The sequence below is a fragment of the Streptomyces sp. OZ13 genome (assembly GCF_052068155.1).
In the GTDB taxonomy this organism is placed as follows: domain Bacteria; phylum Actinomycetota; class Actinomycetes; order Streptomycetales; family Streptomycetaceae; genus Streptomyces.
Map to the genome: position 1 here is coordinate 650116 of NZ_JBQHCZ010000004.1, position 16358 is coordinate 666473.

16 protein-coding genes are annotated in these 16358 nt (G+C 71.9%); 8 read left to right on the plus strand and 8 right to left on the minus strand.

All coding sequences use genetic code 11. The features are described 5' to 3' along the window. Positions 1–31: 31 nt before the first annotated feature. From ACTMTU_RS13225 to ACTMTU_RS13235, 3 genes are all read right to left on the minus strand, one after another. Positions 32–478, minus strand: coding sequence for a nuclear transport factor 2 family protein (locus ACTMTU_RS13225; RefSeq protein WP_159689081.1), 447 nt, complete (start codon positions 476–478; stop codon positions 32–34). Continuing rightward, complete coding sequence (gene folP / locus ACTMTU_RS13230; RefSeq protein WP_441263654.1) at positions 475–1332, minus strand: dihydropteroate synthase; 858 nt, start codon at positions 1330–1332, stop codon at positions 475–477. The genes ACTMTU_RS13225 and folP overlap by 4 nt, the downstream gene beginning before the upstream one ends. 162 nt (positions 1333–1494) lie before the next feature. Beyond that, complete coding sequence (locus tag ACTMTU_RS13235; RefSeq protein WP_441263655.1) at positions 1495–3330, minus strand: phosphatidylglycerol lysyltransferase domain-containing protein; 1836 nt, start codon at positions 3328–3330, stop codon at positions 1495–1497. Positions 3331–3474: 144 nt separating this feature from the next. Here ACTMTU_RS13235 and ACTMTU_RS13240 point away from each other — a divergent pair, with 144 nt between their 5' ends. Beyond that, a complete protein-coding gene (locus tag ACTMTU_RS13240) occupies positions 3475–4584 on the plus strand; it encodes an alpha/beta hydrolase (protein WP_441263656.1) in 1110 nt (369 codons plus the stop codon). Here the strand turns inward: ACTMTU_RS13240 and ACTMTU_RS13245 are convergent. Beyond that, positions 4571–5743, minus strand: a complete 1173-nt coding sequence (locus tag ACTMTU_RS13245; RefSeq protein ID WP_441263657.1) for an ABC transporter ATP-binding protein — start codon at positions 5741–5743, stop codon at positions 4571–4573. The genes ACTMTU_RS13240 and ACTMTU_RS13245 overlap by 14 nt on opposite strands. A 128-nt stretch (positions 5744–5871) precedes the next feature. Here ACTMTU_RS13245 and ACTMTU_RS13250 point away from each other — a divergent pair, with 128 nt between their 5' ends. From ACTMTU_RS13250 to ACTMTU_RS13265, 4 genes are all read left to right on the plus strand, one after another. Beyond that, complete coding sequence (locus ACTMTU_RS13250; RefSeq protein WP_441263658.1) at positions 5872–6588, plus strand: ABC transporter permease; 717 nt, start codon at positions 5872–5874, stop codon at positions 6586–6588. Then, complete coding sequence (locus tag ACTMTU_RS13255) at positions 6585–7265, plus strand: ABC transporter permease (protein WP_441263659.1); 681 nt, start codon at positions 6585–6587, stop codon at positions 7263–7265. The genes ACTMTU_RS13250 and ACTMTU_RS13255 overlap by 4 nt, the downstream gene beginning before the upstream one ends. A 64-nt stretch (positions 7266–7329) precedes the next feature. Beyond that, complete coding sequence (locus ACTMTU_RS13260; protein WP_441263660.1) at positions 7330–8307, plus strand: glycine betaine ABC transporter substrate-binding protein; 978 nt, start codon at positions 7330–7332, stop codon at positions 8305–8307. Positions 8308–8390: 83 nt separating this feature from the next. Then, positions 8391–9479 carry a hypothetical protein gene (locus ACTMTU_RS13265; RefSeq protein WP_441263661.1) on the plus strand — a complete coding sequence of 363 codons (1089 nt, stop codon included), beginning with the start codon at positions 8391–8393 and terminating at the stop codon, positions 9477–9479. Positions 9480–9490: 11 nt separating this feature from the next. Here the strand turns inward: ACTMTU_RS13265 and ACTMTU_RS13270 are convergent, their stop codons facing one another. Together ACTMTU_RS13270 and ACTMTU_RS13275 are read right to left on the minus strand one after the other, a co-directional pair. Further along, a complete protein-coding gene (locus tag ACTMTU_RS13270; RefSeq protein WP_441263662.1) occupies positions 9491–10633 on the minus strand; it encodes an NADH-quinone oxidoreductase subunit D in 1143 nt (380 codons plus the stop codon). Next, positions 10630–11622, minus strand: a complete 993-nt coding sequence (locus ACTMTU_RS13275) for an SAM-dependent methyltransferase (protein WP_441263716.1) — start codon at positions 11620–11622, stop codon at positions 10630–10632. The genes ACTMTU_RS13270 and ACTMTU_RS13275 overlap by 4 nt, the downstream gene beginning before the upstream one ends. Before the next feature lie 87 nt (positions 11623–11709). Between ACTMTU_RS13275 and ACTMTU_RS13280 the strand changes: the two genes are divergently transcribed. Together ACTMTU_RS13280 and ACTMTU_RS13285 are read left to right on the plus strand one after the other, a co-directional pair. Next, complete coding sequence (locus tag ACTMTU_RS13280) at positions 11710–12909, plus strand: sensor histidine kinase (protein WP_441263663.1); 1200 nt, start codon at positions 11710–11712, stop codon at positions 12907–12909. A gap of 29 nt (positions 12910–12938) precedes the next feature. Then, the gene (locus ACTMTU_RS13285; protein WP_441263664.1) at positions 12939–13613 is read left to right on the plus strand and encodes a response regulator; all 675 of its coding nucleotides are present in this window, start codon (positions 12939–12941) and stop codon (positions 13611–13613) included. Between the two features lie 55 nt (positions 13614–13668). Here ACTMTU_RS13285 and ACTMTU_RS13290 read toward each other — a convergent pair whose 3' ends face one another. After that, positions 13669–14781: a DUF5937 family protein gene (locus ACTMTU_RS13290; RefSeq protein WP_441263717.1), complete on the minus strand. Its 1113-nt coding sequence runs from the start codon at positions 14779–14781 to the stop codon at positions 13669–13671. 104 nt (positions 14782–14885) lie between these two features. Between ACTMTU_RS13290 and ACTMTU_RS13295 the strand changes: the two genes are divergently transcribed. Beyond that, positions 14886–15077 (plus strand): hypothetical protein, encoded by a 192-nt coding sequence (locus ACTMTU_RS13295; protein ID WP_441263665.1) that lies wholly within the window; start codon positions 14886–14888, stop codon positions 15075–15077. Positions 15078–15180: 103 nt separating this feature from the next. Here ACTMTU_RS13295 and ACTMTU_RS13300 read toward each other — a convergent pair whose 3' ends face one another. Beyond that, a complete protein-coding gene (locus ACTMTU_RS13300) occupies positions 15181–16332 on the minus strand; it encodes a threonine aldolase family protein (RefSeq protein WP_441263718.1) in 1152 nt (383 codons plus the stop codon). Between the last annotated feature and the right edge of the window lie 26 nt (positions 16333–16358).

Sequence of the window (16358 nt, forward strand, 5' to 3'; positions counted from 1 at the left end):
CGACGAACCCTCTTGCTCGCCCCCTACCCACTTATGAGGGGCTGTTCTCGTCCTCTTCGCCGTCGGTTTCCGTGAGCACCGGCGAGCCGTGGTGCGACCAGATCTTCCAGCCGTCGGCTGTGCGGCGGAACACATTGGTCGCCACGACCAGCTGGCCGACGAGTGGCCCGAGCTCGCCTCCGTCCTCCGCGGGACCGCCGCTGAGGATGTTCTCCGTACAGGTGACCAGCGCCGTGTCGCCTGCCAGGTGCACCTTCACGTCGGTGAGGAAGAACTGGATGTACTCGGTGTTCGCCATGATCAGGGCGTACGAGCGGAGCACCTCGCCGCGGCCGGAGAGCACCGGCCAGCCGGGGTGGATGCACGAGATGTCGTCGTCCAGCCAGAGGTCGGACAGTTCGTCGAAGTCGCCGCGTTCCATCGTCTCGTAGAAGGCGGTGTTGGCCTGCTCGACGAGCTCGGTGTCGGTCAGGCTCACCGGGCGCCCTCGACGGCACGCGCGACCCTTACGGCGTCGGCCGTGGCCCGCACCTCGTGGACCCGGACCGCCCAGGCGCCTTCGTGGGCGGAGATGGCGGAGACCGCGGCGGTGGCGGCGTCCCGCTCGCGTGCGGGCGGCGGCGGCCCGTCCTTGGCCAGTACGCGGCCGAGGAAGCGCTTGCGGGACGCGGCCACCAGGACCGGCCGGCCGAGCGCCCGCAGCTCCGCGAGATGCGCGACGAGAGCGAGGTCGTGCTCCGCCTGCTTGGCGAAGCCGAGGCCCGGGTCGACGACGATGCGCTCCGGCGCGATCCCGCCCTCGACGACGGCCTCCATACGGGCGCGCAGTTCCGCGACCACCTCGGCGACCACGTCCGCGTACACGGCGCGGCTGTTCATGTCCTCACTGAAGCCCCGCCAGTGCATGACCACGAACGGGGCGCCGGTCGCGGCCACGACGGGGACCATCCGGGGGTCGGCGAGGCCGCCGCTGACGTCGTTGACGAGCACCGCGCCGGCCGCGACCGCCTGCTCCGCCACCACGGCGCGCATCGTGTCGACGGAGACGGTGACGCCCTCCGCGGCGAGGCCCCGAACGACGGGTACGACCCGGCGGAGCTCCTCGTCCTCGTCGACCCGGCTGGCTCCGGGCCTGGTGGACTCGCCGCCCACGTCGACGAGGTCGGCGCCCTCGGCCACCAGCTCGAGACCGCGCTTGATCGCGGCCGTGGTGTCGAACCAGCGCCCGCCGTCGGAGAAGGAGTCCGGCGTCACATTGACGACTCCCATGACCGCACAGCGATCCCACTCCGGCAGGCCGTCGGCCGTGCCCCGTCCGCGCAACGTACTCATGGAACCCAGCCTAGGCCCGTACGGGCCGCGTCCATGCCACTCGTGGCCGGGTGCTGCTCGTGCGGGAGCTGTGCGGCGCCCGGGCCCGTCTCGGGCCGCGCTCGCGCCCCACCCGGGCGTCCACGGCCCCTGCCGGGCCGGTGGCGCACGGGGGCGGACCCGTCATGCCACGCGGGCCTCGCGCGGTTCCGGCCGGGCGGGCAGATGGGCGCAGGGGCGCGGAACCCGCGTGCGCCGGCGGGCGAAGGGGCGCGGCAGCGAGAGATTGACGAATCCCTCGGCCTGCATCGCGGCGAAGCCGATCCGGGGCAGGTCGCGGGTGGCCGGGAAGACCACGAACCGGGGCTCCCAGCGGGGCCGGAACTTGGCGTTGAACTTGTACAGCGACTCGATCTGGAACCAGCGGGAGAGGAACACGAGCAGCCCGCGCCACATCCGCAGCACCGGCCCGGCCCCGATCTTCTCGCCCCGGGCAAGCGCCGAACGGAACATCGCGAAGTTGAGGGAGACACGCTCGACGCCCAGGCCGGGCGCCGCCTGGAGGGCGGCGACGATCAGCAGCTCGTTCATGCCGGGGTCGGCGGACCGGTCGCGGCGCATCAACTCCAGCGACATGCCGTCCGTGCCCCACGGGACGAAGTGGATGACCGCCTTCAGGTCGCCGTACGGGGACGTTCCGCTCTCGTCGGCCTTGTGGGCGGTGGCGATCACGGCGTCGCCGTCGGCGGGGTCGCCGATACGGCCGAGGGCCATGGAGAAGCCGCGCTCGGTGTCGGTGCCGCGCCAGTCGGCGGCGGCGCGGCGGATCTGCCGGACCTCCTCGTCGGTGAGATCACGGGCGCGGCGTACGCGGGTGCGGTAGCCGCCCCGCTCGATGCGCTTCACCATCTGGCGCACGTTCCGCATGGCGCGCCCGGTGAGGGAGAAATCCGCGACATCCACCACCGCCTCGTCCCCGAGTTCCAGGGCGTCGAGGCCGGTCTCGCGGGTCCAGACCTCGCCGCCGGTCTCGGAGCACCCCATCACCGCCGGGGTCCAGGAGTGGGCCTTCGCCTCGTCCATGAAGCGTTCGATGGCGCCGGGCCATGCCTCGACGTCGCCGATCGGGTCGCCACTCGCGAGCATCACACCGGAGACGACGCGGTAGCAGACGGCGGCCTTGCCGCTGGGGGAGAAGACGACGCCCTTGTCGCGGCGGAGCGCGAAGTGGCCGAGCGAGTCACGCCCGCCGTGGACGGCGAGCAGGTCCCGCAGCCGGCGCTCGTCGTCCTCGGTGAGGCGGGCGGCGGGGTGCTCGGGACGGAAGGCGAGGTAGATGGTGGTGACGGCGGTCAGCAGGCCGAGTGCGCCGAGGCAGTAGCCGACGGTCCAGGAGACGCCGTCGGTGTAGTCGATGGGGCCCTCGAAGCCGAAAAGCCCGTAGATGACGTGCTCCAGGCGGTCGGTGAGCCCGGGGTCGCCGACGACCCGGCCGGGGTGGGCACTGACGACCACCAGGCCGATGACGAGTGAACCGGCGCCCATCGACACGAAGTTGGCGAGCGCCCGCCAGCGGCTGCGCGGGTCGGGCAGAGCGGCGAACTCGCCCCGGTGGCGCAGCAGGAGCGCCAGCAGCGCGAGGGAGAGCAGCACGCCGATGACGGAGTGCCGGTAGACGAACTGCGCGACGGCCCCGGCCGGCAGCAGCACGACGGCCGCCCGCCAGGCCCGGCGCTTGTGACGCTTGATCCCGTGCGCCAGCAGGAGCAGCAGCATGCCGGCGCTCAGCGAGAGCGCGGCGGCGAACGGGCCGGTGGCGCCCGGCAGTACCTCGGCGATCGTGTGCATCCGGCTGTGCCGGAAACGCGGGAAGATCCCTGCCGCGATGTCGATCAGACCGACGAACGTGCAGGCCGTGCCGACCAGGGCCGGAACCGTCTCGGGCCGTGGGCCGTGCAGTATGCGGCGCACCCGATTCGGAACCGATCCTGATTTGTCCCCATCTACCGTTGCAGACATCGCTTCCCGTGATTTCGGATGAGATCCCGTGCCCAAGGCCTCAGGTCGGTCGGCCCGGACGATTTGCGCCCTCTAGGACGGGACTTCGGGGAGGCGGGTTCATCCGCAACGGGAATTCGTCGATACGGAAGGCACACCCGACTCATGGGTCTGACCAGTAATAAAGTCCTGGCCTTGGCCGTCGCGGCGGCCGTGCTGCTGTTCGCCGCCACGGTATGGCTGTGGCCGCGGCTGGCGGGCCGCGGGCCGCGGGCCGTGGCGGGGCGTGTCGGTCTGCTGCTCGCCACGCAGCTGTCGCTGTTCGCCGCGGTCGGGCTCGCGGCCAACAACTCCTTCCTGTTCTACGGCTCGTGGGCCGACCTCTTCGGGCAGCAGCAGGACATGGGCGTGGTCGTGGACCATTCGCAGGGCACCCATCTGAGGGTCGTCGAGAAGCAGAGACCCGGCGTGACGGGCGCGTCCCGCCCGGAGACCGGCGGCCAGATACACAAGGTGGTCGTGTCGGGCGCGAAGTCGGGGATCGACAGCCCCGCGTACGTCTATCTGCCGCCGGAGTACTTCCATGCGGAGCACCGGGAGCGGACCTTTCCGGCGGCCGTCGTGCTGACCGGGTACCCGGGCACCGCGGAGAACCTGCTCAAGGGACTCAAGTACCCGAGGACCGCGTACGAGCAGGCCAAGAATGGGCGGATGCAGCCGATGATCCTGGTCATGCTGCGGCCGACGGTGGCGCCGCCGCGGGACACCGAGTGCGTGGACGTGCCCGGGGGACCGAAGACGGAGACGTTCTTCGCCGAGGACCTGCCGAGGGCCGTCTCCGAGACGTACCGGGTGGGGACCCACGCGCGCAACTGGGGCTTCATGGGCAACTCCACGGGCGGCTACTGCGCTTTGAAGATCGCGCTGCACCATCCGGAGCGGTTCTCGGCGGGTGTCGGGCTCTCGGCGTACTACAAGGCGGCCGAGGACCCGACGACCGGCGACCTGTTCCACGGCGACGACCGGGAGCGCAAGCGGGCCGACCTGCTGTGGAGCCTGGACCATCTGCCGCAGGGCCGTTCGTCGTTCCTGGTCACCACTTCCCGGCAGGGCGAAGGCAATCTGGCGGGCACGCGCGCCTTCGTCAAGAAGGTGAAGGCGCCGGCGCGGGTGTCGTCGATCGTCCTCGACAGCGGCGGGCACAACTTCAACACGTGGCGGCGCGAGATCCCGCCGGCCCTTCAGTGGCTGGCCGGCCGGCTCAGTCCTTCGTGAGGGGGCCCGCCGACGGGACGGTCGCGATGGACTCCAGGGCCACCTCCGCACGGGCGATGTCCTGGGCGTCCGCGTCGATCGAGCGCCGCAGCGCCTCGTGCAGCCGGGCCGGGGTGAGGACACCGAGGAACCGCCCGGTCTCCTCCTCGTCGATCACCGCGATCCAGCCCGCGTCGTGCTGGAGCATCGTGGAGAACGCCTGCTTGAGCGAGGCGCCCACCGGCAGCCAGGCCTCCATGCGGCGGGCATGGTCGCGCACCGAACCGCTCTGCCGGGCCCGTTCCTCGGAGATCCAGCCGTGCAGGTTCTCCTCGCCGTCCAGGACGACGGCCCAGCGGGCGCCGAGGTCGCGGGGGAGCGGATCGTCGAGGTGGACGACCGGCGGCTGCTCCAGGTCCGCGGGCTCGATGGGGGTGACGGACAGCCGCTTGAGCCCGCGGTCCGCGCCGACGAACTCGGCCACGTACGGGGTGGCGGGGGCGCCGAGCACGGCCGCCGGGGCGTCGAACTGCTCGATGCGGCCCTGCCCGTAGACCGCGATGCGGTCCCCGAGGCGCACGGCCTCCTCGATGTCGTGGGTGACGAACAGGACCGTCTTGCGCACCTGGGCCTGGAGCTTCAGGAACTCGTTCTGCAGATGCTCGCGCACGACGGGGTCGACCGCGCCGAAGGGCTCGTCCATCAGCAGCACGGGCGGGTCGGCGGCCAGTGCCCTGGCCACGCCGACGCGCTGGCGCTGGCCGCCCGACAGCTGTTCCGGGTAGCGGTCGCCGTACACGGACGGGTCGAGGCCCACCAGGTCGAGGAGTTCAGCGGCGCGCGCCCGGCCGGCGGACCGCTTGGCGCCGAGGAGGCGGGGGACGGTCGCGGTGTTCTCCAGGACCGTCCGGTGCGGGAACAGGCCGACCTGCTGGATCACATAGCCGATACGGCGGCGCAGTTCGACCGGGTCCGTGCCGGCGATGTCCCGGCCGTCCACGAAGATCTGCCCGCTGCTCGGTTCGATGAGGCGGTTGACCATCTTCATGGTGGTGGTCTTGCCGCAGCCGGACGGTCCGACGAGCGTGACCAGTTCACCCTCCGCGACCTCGAACGAGAGATCGTCGACGGCCGTCGTGCCGTCCGGGTACCGCTTGGTGACGTGCTCGAACCGGATCATGACTCCCCATTGTGACGGGTGATGTGTGAAAGCCGTGTTGCTGCACTGTGGCGGCCCCGGGCATTGTCGGTCCCCAGGGTTATGGTCGCCAGACATACGTTCGGCGGTTGCGGGGGAGGTGGGAGTGGATGAGTACGGGGTGGGCGGGCACGGAGCAGGCGGCGGGGAGCTGTCTCGCGGCGAACGACTGGATCTGCGGCGAGTACATCCGCTCCCGGGGCCAGGAGTTGACCGAAGCGACGGTCCAGCACGTCTGGATCACCGTCGCGTCGGTACTGATCGGGCTGGCGGTCGCCTTCCCGCTGGCGCTGCTGGCCCGTGCAAGGCCGCGGTTCGCCGGGCCCGTGCTGGGGCTCACCACGCTGCTCTACACGATCCCCTCGCTGGCCATGTTCTCGCTGCTGCTGCCGTTCTTCGGGCTGTCGGCCGCCCTGGTGGTGACCGGGCTCGTGCTCTACTCCCTCACCATCCTCGTGCGGAACATCATGGCCGGGCTGGAAGCGGTCCCGGCCGAGGCGCGTGAGGCCGCCCGCGGCATGGGCTACGGCCCCGCCCGCCTGCTGTGGGAGGTGGAACTGCCGCTGGCGCTGCCGGCCTTGATGGCGGGCATCCGCATCGCGACCGTGTCGACGATCGCGCTGACGACGGTGGGCGCCCTCGTCGGCAAGGGCGGTCTCGGCAATCTGATCGACGACGGCGTGCAGACCACGTTCAAGGCCCAGGTGCTCACCGCGTCCGTGCTGTGCGTGCTGCTGGCGGCGGTCGCTGATCTGCTGCTCCTCGGCCTGCAGCGGCTGCTCACCCCCTGGACCCGGGTACGGACGGCGGAGGCGAAGGTCCGATGAGTGTGGTCTCGGGTGCGTGGACGTGGCTCACCACCGGCGCCAACTGGTCCGGGGAGGGCGGCGCCTGGCACCGGCTCGGCGAGCATGTCTACGTCAGCGGTGTCGCGCTCCTCCTGGCCTGCGCGATCGCGCTGCCCGTCGCCCTGTGGCTCGGGCACATCGGCAAGGGCGGCGCGCTCGCGGTCAACATCTCCAACGCGGGCCGGGCGGTGCCGGTCTTCGCGGTCCTCGCGCTGTTCATGCTCACGCCGCTGCGCAGCGCCGGCTATGTGCCGACCATCATCGCCCTGGTGCTGTTCGCCGTGCCGCCGCTGCTGACCAACGCGTACGTGGGCATGCGGGAGGTCGACCGGGCCGTGGTGGAGGCCGCGCGGGGCATGGGCATGTCGGGCGGGCAGGTCTTCCTGCGGGTCGAGCTGCCCCTCGCGTATCCGCTGCTGATGACCGGGCTGAGGTCGGCCGCCGTCCAGGTGGTGGCGACGGCCACGATCGCCTCGATGGTCGGCCAGGGCGGCCTCGGCCGCATCATCACCGCCGGGTTCAACACGTACAACACCCCGCAGGTTGTCGCGGGGGCGCTGCTCGCGGCGTTGCTGGCCCTTGTCGTGGAAGGGGTTCTGGTGGCCGCCGACCGGCTGCTGAGTCCCTTGCGCAGGACCGTGCCGTCGTCCGCCTGACGGCACGTGCCGACTGCGCGTGCCGCCGATTCGCTTCCCAAGTCGCTGTGGACGGAGAACCTTGATGAGCAAGACCTCTCGCATCGCCGGTGCGGTACTCGGTGTGGTGGCCCTGACAGGCTCCCTCGCCGCGTGCGGCGGTGAATCCCTCGAGCAGGAGAACGCAGGCACGTCACCGGGGACCGGCTCGGGCAAGAAGGGCACCCTGGTCGTCGGGGCCGCTGCCTTCACCGAGTCGAAGGTCCTCGCCGAGCTGTACGCACAGCTGCTCGGCGACGCCGGCTACAAGACGTCGATCACCACCGTTAAGAACCGCGAGTTGTACGAACCGTCCCTGGAGAAGGGCGAGATCGACGTCGTACCGGAATACGCGGCGACCCTCGCCGAATTCCTCAACGCGAAGGTCAACGGGCCCAAGGCGCCGGAGGAGAAGCCCGTCGCGTCGGGTGATGTCACCTCGACCGTTCAGGAGCTCACGAAGCTCGCGGAGCCGCTCGGACTGAAGGTGCTGCCCGTCGGGGAAGCCGTCGACCAGAACGCCTTCGCCGTCACGAAGGAATTCGCCGAGAAGAACAAACTGAAGACGCTCAGTGATCTCGGCAGGTCGAAGCGACCGGTGAAGATCGCGGCGGGCGACGAGTGCGAGGTGCGGCCCTTCTGCGCGCCGGGTCTGAAGAAGACCTACGGCATCGACGTCGCGGGCATCGACCCGAAGGGCGTCGGGACCCCGCAGGCCAAGCAGGCCGTCAAGGACGGTGAGGACGACATGGTGCTCACCTACACCACCGACGGCACGCTCGAGAGCTACGGCCTGGTGGTCCTGGAGGACGACAAGAAGCTCCAGAACGCGGACAACATTCTTCCGGTCGTCAATGCGAAGGACGCCGGCAGCGCGGAGATCGCCGATGTCCTCGCCGGCCTGACCAAGGCCCTGACCACCGAGGATCTCGCCGAGTTGAACCGCAAGGTGGACTCGGAACGCGCGAAGCCCGCGGACGTCGCGAAGGCCTATCTGGAGTCGGAGGGACTGCTGCGGAAGTAGCGGTCCCCGGGCCCGGCATTCTCTCCCAGAGATTTGCCGGGCCGATGCCCCATTCAGTGCCTACGCACGGTAAATTTCGGGCCATGCCACGAGGACGCCACCGTCATTCCCCGCCCCTGCACAAGCTGCTGCCCCCCTCGGCGGTCGCCGGAGCGTCGGTCCTGTGCGCCGCCGGCGCGTGGTTCGTCGGCGATACCGTGGTGCTCCGTGTGCTGGTCGCCGCCGCGGCGGCCGCCGCCGTCACCGGTGCGGTCCTCATGCGCAACTGGGACCGCGGGGCCGGGCGCAGGGTCGCGGAGCTGACGCGCGGCCGGGCCAGTGACCAGTGGAAGTTCGAGGAACGCATAGCGGAGCTCGAGACGGACGTCGAGGAGTCCCGCGAGCTGCGGCTGAAGCTCGACGCGAAGCTGCGCGCCAAGCGGGTCGAACTCGCCGCGCTGCGCGGCGAGCACGCGGCACTGCTGCGGCGGTACGCGAACGCGGAGACGGAGCGGGCCAGCGCCCTCGAGGGCCGCAGGCAGCTCGCGATCGAGGCGGCGGCACCGGCGAAGGCGCTGCTGCCCGCCGGTTCCACGCCGACGCCCTCGACGTTTCTGCGTGCGGCCAAGGCGCTGGAGGACCTGTCGCGCAACGCCGCGGCGCAGGAGGCGAGACACACGGTCGAGGAAGCGCGCCGACGGGACCTCGCGGAGCGTTCCCGTGAGGCGGACGAGCCGCAGGGGAAGCACGCGGCGGGCGCCGGGGCCGAGCAGGACGTACGCCCGTCGTCCGCCCTCCCCGCCCGCCGGACCGTTCCTGCCGCCGCCGCGATCGTCCCGTACGGTCAGCAGCGCTCCCGCGTGAAGCGCCCTGAGGGCGGCTTCGACTTCTTCGGCACGGGCGGCGCGGCGAGCGGCGTCACGGGCGGCGGCGAGGCCGGGTCCGGTGCCAGGGCCGTCGAAGGCGTCAAGGCCGTCGAGAGCGCCGCCGCCCTGAGGGCCATCGAGGCGCCGGGCACGCAGAAGGCGATCGAAGCGGTCCAGCACGAGGACCTGGCGGACGTCGTGGGCGAAGAGGCCCTCGCCGCCCAGCGCGTCAGCGGGCCCCGCGCGGTCGGCAAGGTCATCGACCTGACCGCGCACGACGAGACGGAGCAGCTGGACGTCGCCGGACTGCGCAACGCCGTCTCCTGAAGCGGCGGACGCTACTTGTCGATGTCGCCGACGACGAAGAACAGCGACCCGAGGATGGCGACCATGTCGGCGACCAGCGTCCCGGGCAGCAGCACCGTGAGCGCCTGGATGTTGTTGTAGGACGCCGACCGGAGCTTGAGCCGGTAGGGCGTCTTCTCGCCCTTGGAGACCAGGTAGTAGCCGTTGATGCCGAGCGGGTTCTCGGTCCAGGCGTACGTATGGCCCTCGGGTGCCTTGAGGACCTTCGGCAGCCGCTGGTTGATCGGCCCCGGCGGCAGTTCGGCGATCCGGTCGAGGCAGGCGTCCGCCAGGTCCAGGGCGTTGTGCGTCTGCTCGAGGAGCACCTCGAAGCGGGCCAGGCAGTCGCCCTCCTGTCGGGTCACCACCCGGAGGGTGTCCTGCAGTTCGGGGTAGGCGAGGTAGGGCTCGTCCCGGCGCAGGTCGAAGTCCACACCGGAGGCGCGGGCGATCGGACCGCTGACGCCGAAGGCGTGGACGGCGTCCGCGGAGAGCACTCCCACGTCCCGCGTCCGCCCGCGGAAGATCTCGTTGCCAAGGACGAGGCGGTCGTACACGTCCATGCGGGAGCGGACGTCCGCGACCGCGTGCCGGGCGCGGCCGAGCCAGCCGGCGGGCAGGTCCTCCTTGAGACCGCCGACCCGGTTGAACATGTAGTGCATCCTGCCGCCGGAGATCTCCTCCATCACGGTCTGCAGCTCTTCACGCTCGCGGAACGCGTAGAACACCGGCGTGATGCCGCCCAGCTCCAGGGGGTAGGAGCCGAGGAACATCAGGTGGTTGAGGACCCGGTTCAGCTCGGCGAGGAGCGTACGGGACCACACCGCGCGCTCCGGGACCTCCATGCCGAGCATCCGCTCCACGGCCATGACGACACCGAGCTCGTTGGAGAACGCGGACAGCCAGTCGTGCCGGTTGGCGAGCACCACGATCTGCCGGTAGTCGCGGGCCTCGAAGAGCTTCTCCGCACCGCGGTGCATATAGCCGACGATCGGCTCGGCCTCCCGGATGCGCTCGCCGTCGAGCACCAGACGAAGACGCAGCACGCCGTGCGTGGAAGGGTGCTGGGGCCCGATGTTGAGCACCATGTCGGTGTTCTCCGCCGCACCGCCGATGCCGACCGTCGTCTCCGTCATGCCGACCAGTCTCTCAGAGGCCGCCCCACCCTCTGCATGAGCCAGGTGAAGTCGCCGAGGCCGCCCTTCGCGGTCAGCTCCGCCGCCTCCCCGGCCCGGGACAGGGCACGCACATAGCCCGCGGGGTCCGACGACGCGAGGGCGAGCGGCGGCCGCTCCCCGCTCACGCCCAGCCTCCGCAGCGCCTCCCGCTGGCCGACCAGCTCGGCGCTCCCCGGCGCGGCGCACGCGTCCAGCGCCACATGGGCCGTGATGTCACAGCTTCCGTCCGGCACGGGGCGCACCTCGCGGCCGTCGCGGAAGCCGGTCAGCGTGCCGAACGGCGGCCGGGCCCCTGCCGTGTGCGCGTAGTCCACGGCGACCGCGAGACCCGACGCCAGGGAGCCCGCCGCCGCCGCCCACGCCTCGTCCCGGGGCCGGCCGATCTCCGCACGCGTTCCCGGTTCGCCGAGCGGCCACCAGCGGGCGAGCCAGTCGGCGTCAGCCCCGGTGACCTCGTCACCGAGCCGCTCCTCGCCGTCCTCGCGGACCAGCACACGGCGGACCGCCCCGTTCGCGTCCACCTCCGCCACGTCCACGGGAACGTTGTCGAGCCACTCGTTCGCGAAGAGCAGCCCGTTCAGACCCTCGGGGATCTCCGCGGTCCACTCGATCCGCGGGTCGAGGCCCGCGGGCCGGTCCGCCCGCTCGACCGCGTACGCGCGAACCGGCAGGCCGGGCGGCAGCGCGGCGAGCACCCCGGTCAGCAGTTCGCCGCGGCCCGCCCCCACGTCGATCAGCGCCGGCTCGGCGAGGCCCAGCGACCCGGCCGTCGAGGTCAGCAGCCGGGCCACCGCGGCGGCGAACAACCCGGATGCGTGGACGGAGGTACGGAAATGGCCCGCCGGACCCTCCGGCCGCCGGTAGAACCCCCGAGGCCCGTAGAGTGCGGTCTCCGCCGCCTCCCGCCAGCCGCGCCAATCGCCGGTCTCATACGTCACGGGCACCAGTCTCCACCTTGCGGAGTACGCCTCCGCTCCCCGGATCGCCCCTCCGGTTGACCCCTGCACCTATCTGCCTTCCCTACTCTGGGTTACGTGCAGCGCCTCTACGACTTCATCCGCAGACACCCGACGGGCGTCGACACCTTCTGGGCCGTCGCGCTCTTCGGATTCGCCATGCTGTGGGTGGTCGAGGTGCCGGACGGTGCCGGCCGCACCATCGCGGCCGCCGTCATCGTCACGGCACTGAGCCTGGTCGTGGCGATGCGCCGGCGAATGCCCGAACACATGCTGGTCCTCGCCGCGCTGGCGGGCGTCGCGCAGCTCGTGTTCGACGTCGGCGTCAATCCCGCGGACTTCGCGATGATGGTCATCATCTACACCGTCGCGGCGGTCGGCTCGCCCCGGTGGGCCTCGAGGCTGGCCCTGACCGGCGGTCTGTCAGCGGCGTCGCTGGCGCAGATCCGCTGGCCGGAGGAGGCTTCCGCGGTCTCCGAGCGGATCTTCATCACCGTCGTCATGAGCCTTCCGTTCGTCCTGGCCTGGGTGCTCGGCGACTCCATACGCACCCGGCGCGCCTACTTCGACCAGCTCGAGGAGCGCGCCACCCGTCTGGAGAAGGAACGCGAGGCGCAGGCCAAGGTCGCGGTGGCGGCCGAGCGCGCCAGGATCGCCCGCGAGCTCCACGACGTCGTCGCCCACAACGTGTCCGTGATGGTCGTGCAGGCCGACGGCGCCGCCTACGTCATGGACGCCGCGCCCGACCAGGCCAAGCAGGCCCTCGAGACCATCTCGAGCACCGGCCGCCAGGCGCTCGCGGAGATGCGCCGGCTGCTCGGCGTGCTGCGCACCGGCGACGGGCCGGAGAGCGGCGAGTACGTTCCCCAGCCCGATGTGAAGCAGATCGAGGAACTGGTCGAACACGTCCGCCGGGCCGGTCTGACCGTGGACTTCAAGGTCGAGGGAACGCCGCGCACGCTGCCCAGCGGTGTCGAGCTCACCGCCTACCGGATCGTGCAGGAAGCACTCACCAACACCCGTAAGCACGGCGGCCCGGACGCCGGCGCCAGCGTGCGGCTCGTCTACTTCGACGACGGGCTCGGGCTGCTCGTCGAGGACGACGGCCGCGGCGCCTCGCACGAGCTGTACGAGGACGGGGGCGCGGACGGCCGCGGCCACGGCCTCATCGGCATGCGGGAGCGCGTCGGCATGGTCGGCGGCACCCTGGACGCCGGACCCCGGCCCGGCGGAGGCTTCCGTATCAGTGCGCTGCTGCCGCTCAAGCCCGCCCACTAGTGCCCACAGAACCGAGGGACGGAACCCACATGTCCATCCGCGTGATGCTCGTCGACGACCAGGTGCTGCTGCGCACCGGCTTCCGCATGGTGCTCGCCGCCCAGCCGGACATGGAGGTCGTCGCGGAGGCCGGGGACGGCGCGGAGGCGATCGAGAACCTGCGGTCCACCGCTGTCGACGTCGTGCTGATGGACGTACGCATGCCGAGGCTCGACGGGGTGGAGGCGACGCGGCGCATCTGCGCGGAGCCGGACGCCCCCAAGGTGCTGATCCTGACCACCTTCGACCTCGACGAGTACGCCTTCTCGGGTCTGAAGGCCGGCGCCAGCGGTTTCATGCTCAAGGACGTGCCGCCCGGCGAACTGCTCGGCGCGATCCGTTCCGTGCACAGCGGTGACGCGGTCGTGGCGCCGTCGACGACGCGGCGGCTCCTGGACCGTTTCTCCCCGATGCTGCCGAGCGCCGGCCCGGAGCCGCGGCAGAAGGAGCTGGCCAGGCTGACGGAGCGGGAGCGGGAAGTGATGATGCTCGTCGCCCAGGGCCTCTCCAACGGGGAGATCGCCGGCCGCCTCGTGCTCTCGGAGGCCACCGTCAAGACGCACGTCGGCCGCATCCTGACCAAGCTCGGCCTCCGTGACCGCGTGCAGGTGGTGGTGCTCGCCTACGAGACCGGGCTGGTCCGGGCCGGCGGCGGGACGGCCTGACCGGTCGGCCCGCCGACGGCTCCACGCGCCGTCGGACTGCGCGCCGGCCCCGCGGTCAGCGCAGCACCGTCTCGAGGAAATCGCTCCCGAGCCGGGCTACGGCCGTCACGTCCAGCTGGTGGAGCACGTAACGGCCGCGCCTGCGGGTGGAGATCAGCTTGGCCTTCTTCAGCACGGCCAGATGGCGGGAGACCTCGGGTGCGCTGATGCCGAGGGAGTCCGCGAGCTCGCTGGTCGTGTACGCGGCCCTGCCGAGGTTGCGGGACAGCCGCATCCGCATCGGGTGGGCGAGCGCGTCCATGCGGAGTTTCAGCAGCTCCACGGAGGCGGCGCCCGGCAGTTCGGGCGCCCCGATCGGGTACTGGATCACCGGCTGCCAGCCGGGCGCGTGCACGACCATCAGGTGCGGCCAGCCGAAGCTGGACGGCAGCAGGGTGAGCCCGGCGCCGAAGGCCGGGTCGGTGGCGGTCGTCCGCCCGTCCGCGAGCTTGTCGGCGCTGATCACGGTGCCGCCCTCGTCGAGCGACAGCGCCGGGGAGACGGCGCGCAGCGCCTCCGCGAGGCCCTTGCGTCGCATCAGCTCGGTCTTGTGGCGGGCGTCGGCGGCGAGCTGCGTCGAGACGCGTCCCCAGGTGTCCGCGAAGAAGGCGTCGTCGCAGTCCTCGAACAGCCGCCGCAGCCAGGCGCGTACGGACGCCGGGTCGGCCAGCAGCCGCCGGGTGAAGTCCAGTTGACGGGGCCCTCGGTTGGCCGCCAGATCGAGCGCGTGCGCCCGGCGTGAGGCGTCGACGAGCGGGGACGGGGCGCCGGTCGAGTACGTGCTGGCGCAGGTGAACTCGAGCGCCGACGACACGAACCGCTCGTCGTCGAGCCGGTCGAGCAGGTCCAGCTCCTCCTTGAGGCTCGCCCCGATGCGACCGGGCTCCGCCGGCAGCCCGGCGAAGGGCAGGAAGATGTCCGAGAACGTCGATCGCCACAGGAAGTCGGCCTCGTGCAGCCGGTCGGCGAGGTCCGGCTTGAGCCCGGCGGCCGTCGCCGTGGCCCAGCCGTGCAGCCCGGGGTGGTGCGCGGGCTCGGAGAGCGCGTGGAGGGCCACGCCCAGCTCGGCGAGTGGGGAGATGTCGAAGACGATGCGCTCGGGGGCCAGCCCCGTGATGTCGATGGTCACGCTCACGACTCCATGGTGCGGGGTCCCGGGGCGGGCGCGGCCACGTTTGACGTGGCTCGTCAATCGACGCGACGGGCGCCGGACGCGGGGAGCAGCGTGAGGCCATGAACGCGATCCAGCAGCACATGCTCGACCTGTACCGGGCCGCCCGGACCGACACCGCGCCGCCACCGCACCCCGGCGACCACGACCTGCGGACGCTCCGCGAGGCACGCGGCCACCGCCGTCTCCGCACGGTGCTCGCGTCCCGCCGCGCCGTCCCCCGGCCCGCCGACGCCCACCGTTCGCCCTGCTGACCGCCGCCCGCCGGCCTCGGCCGGCACCGGTTCGTCACGCGGCGCGCCCGCCCGGTGGTCATGACGCGCACCCGCCGGGCGGTGGCGCGGAGGTGGGTGCCGGCTACCGGAGGCGGCGTGCGAACTCCGAGGCCGCCTCCGCCACGTCCTGCGGTGTCCACTCGAGGCCCTCGGCCGCGACGGTCACCTCGGTGACCGAGACGCCCGGCGGGCAGCCTTCCGAGAACCAGCGGCGGAAGAGCGTCACGCCGGTCTCCTCCGCCTGCGTCAGCGCCGCCTCGTTCAGCACGTCCTTGTCGTACGGCAGCCAGACCTGGAACTGGTGCGTGTGCGGAACGGGCGGGTGGATCCGCGCCCAGGGGACGGCCGGCTCGCGCAGCGCGTCCGTGAGCGCCGCGGCGACGACCTTCGCGTGGGCCACGTACGACGGCAGCCGGGGCAGCTCCCGTTCGAGGCCCAGCAGCGCGGACAGGGCTGCCGGGTACTGCTGGAACAGCTGGCCCCCGTACCGGTGCCGCCAGGCCCGTGCCTCGTCGATCAGCGGCGCCGGACCGGCGAGCACCGCCCCCGACATGCCGTCCAGGGACTTGTAGAACGACACGTACACGCTGTCCGCCAGGGACGCGATCTCATCGAGCGGGCGGCCGAAGTGCGGGGCGCATTCCCACAAGCGCGCGCCGTCGAAGTGCACCACCGCATCACGTTCCCGCGCCGCCTCCACGACGGCCACCAGATCCTCCCAGGCGGGCAGTACGAAGCCGGCGTCCCGCAGCGGCAGTTCGAGCATCAGCGCGCCGAAGGGCTCGTCGCACTCGCGCACCTCGTCGGCCGTCGGCAGCCGGGGCTCCGTCGTGGGGTGGACCGTGCGCAGGCCGCTCACCACGGAGAAGGCGGAGCGTTCGTGCACCTCCGGATGCGCCTGGGGGTGCAGCGCTACCGTCGCGTTCCCGGTGCGCGCCGCCCAGCAGCGCAGCGCCACCTGCTGCGCCATCGTGCCGGTCGGGAAGAACGCGGCGGCCGGGAAACCGAGCAGCGAGGCCGTACGCCGCTCCAGCTCCGCGACGACCCCGTTCCCGTACACGTCGGTCCAGTCGTCCAGGTCGTGCACCTCGCCCGCGGCCTCCGCCAGCGCCGCGAGGCGTTCGCCGATCCGCCGGTCGGCGGAGACGCGCGACAGCACACGGTCCGACGCGCGCCATGCGGCGAGGCGGCGGCGCCGCTCGTCCGGGGCGTCCTGCTCGTCCAGGGCGTCCAGGGCGTCCAGGGCGTCCTGCCCGTTCT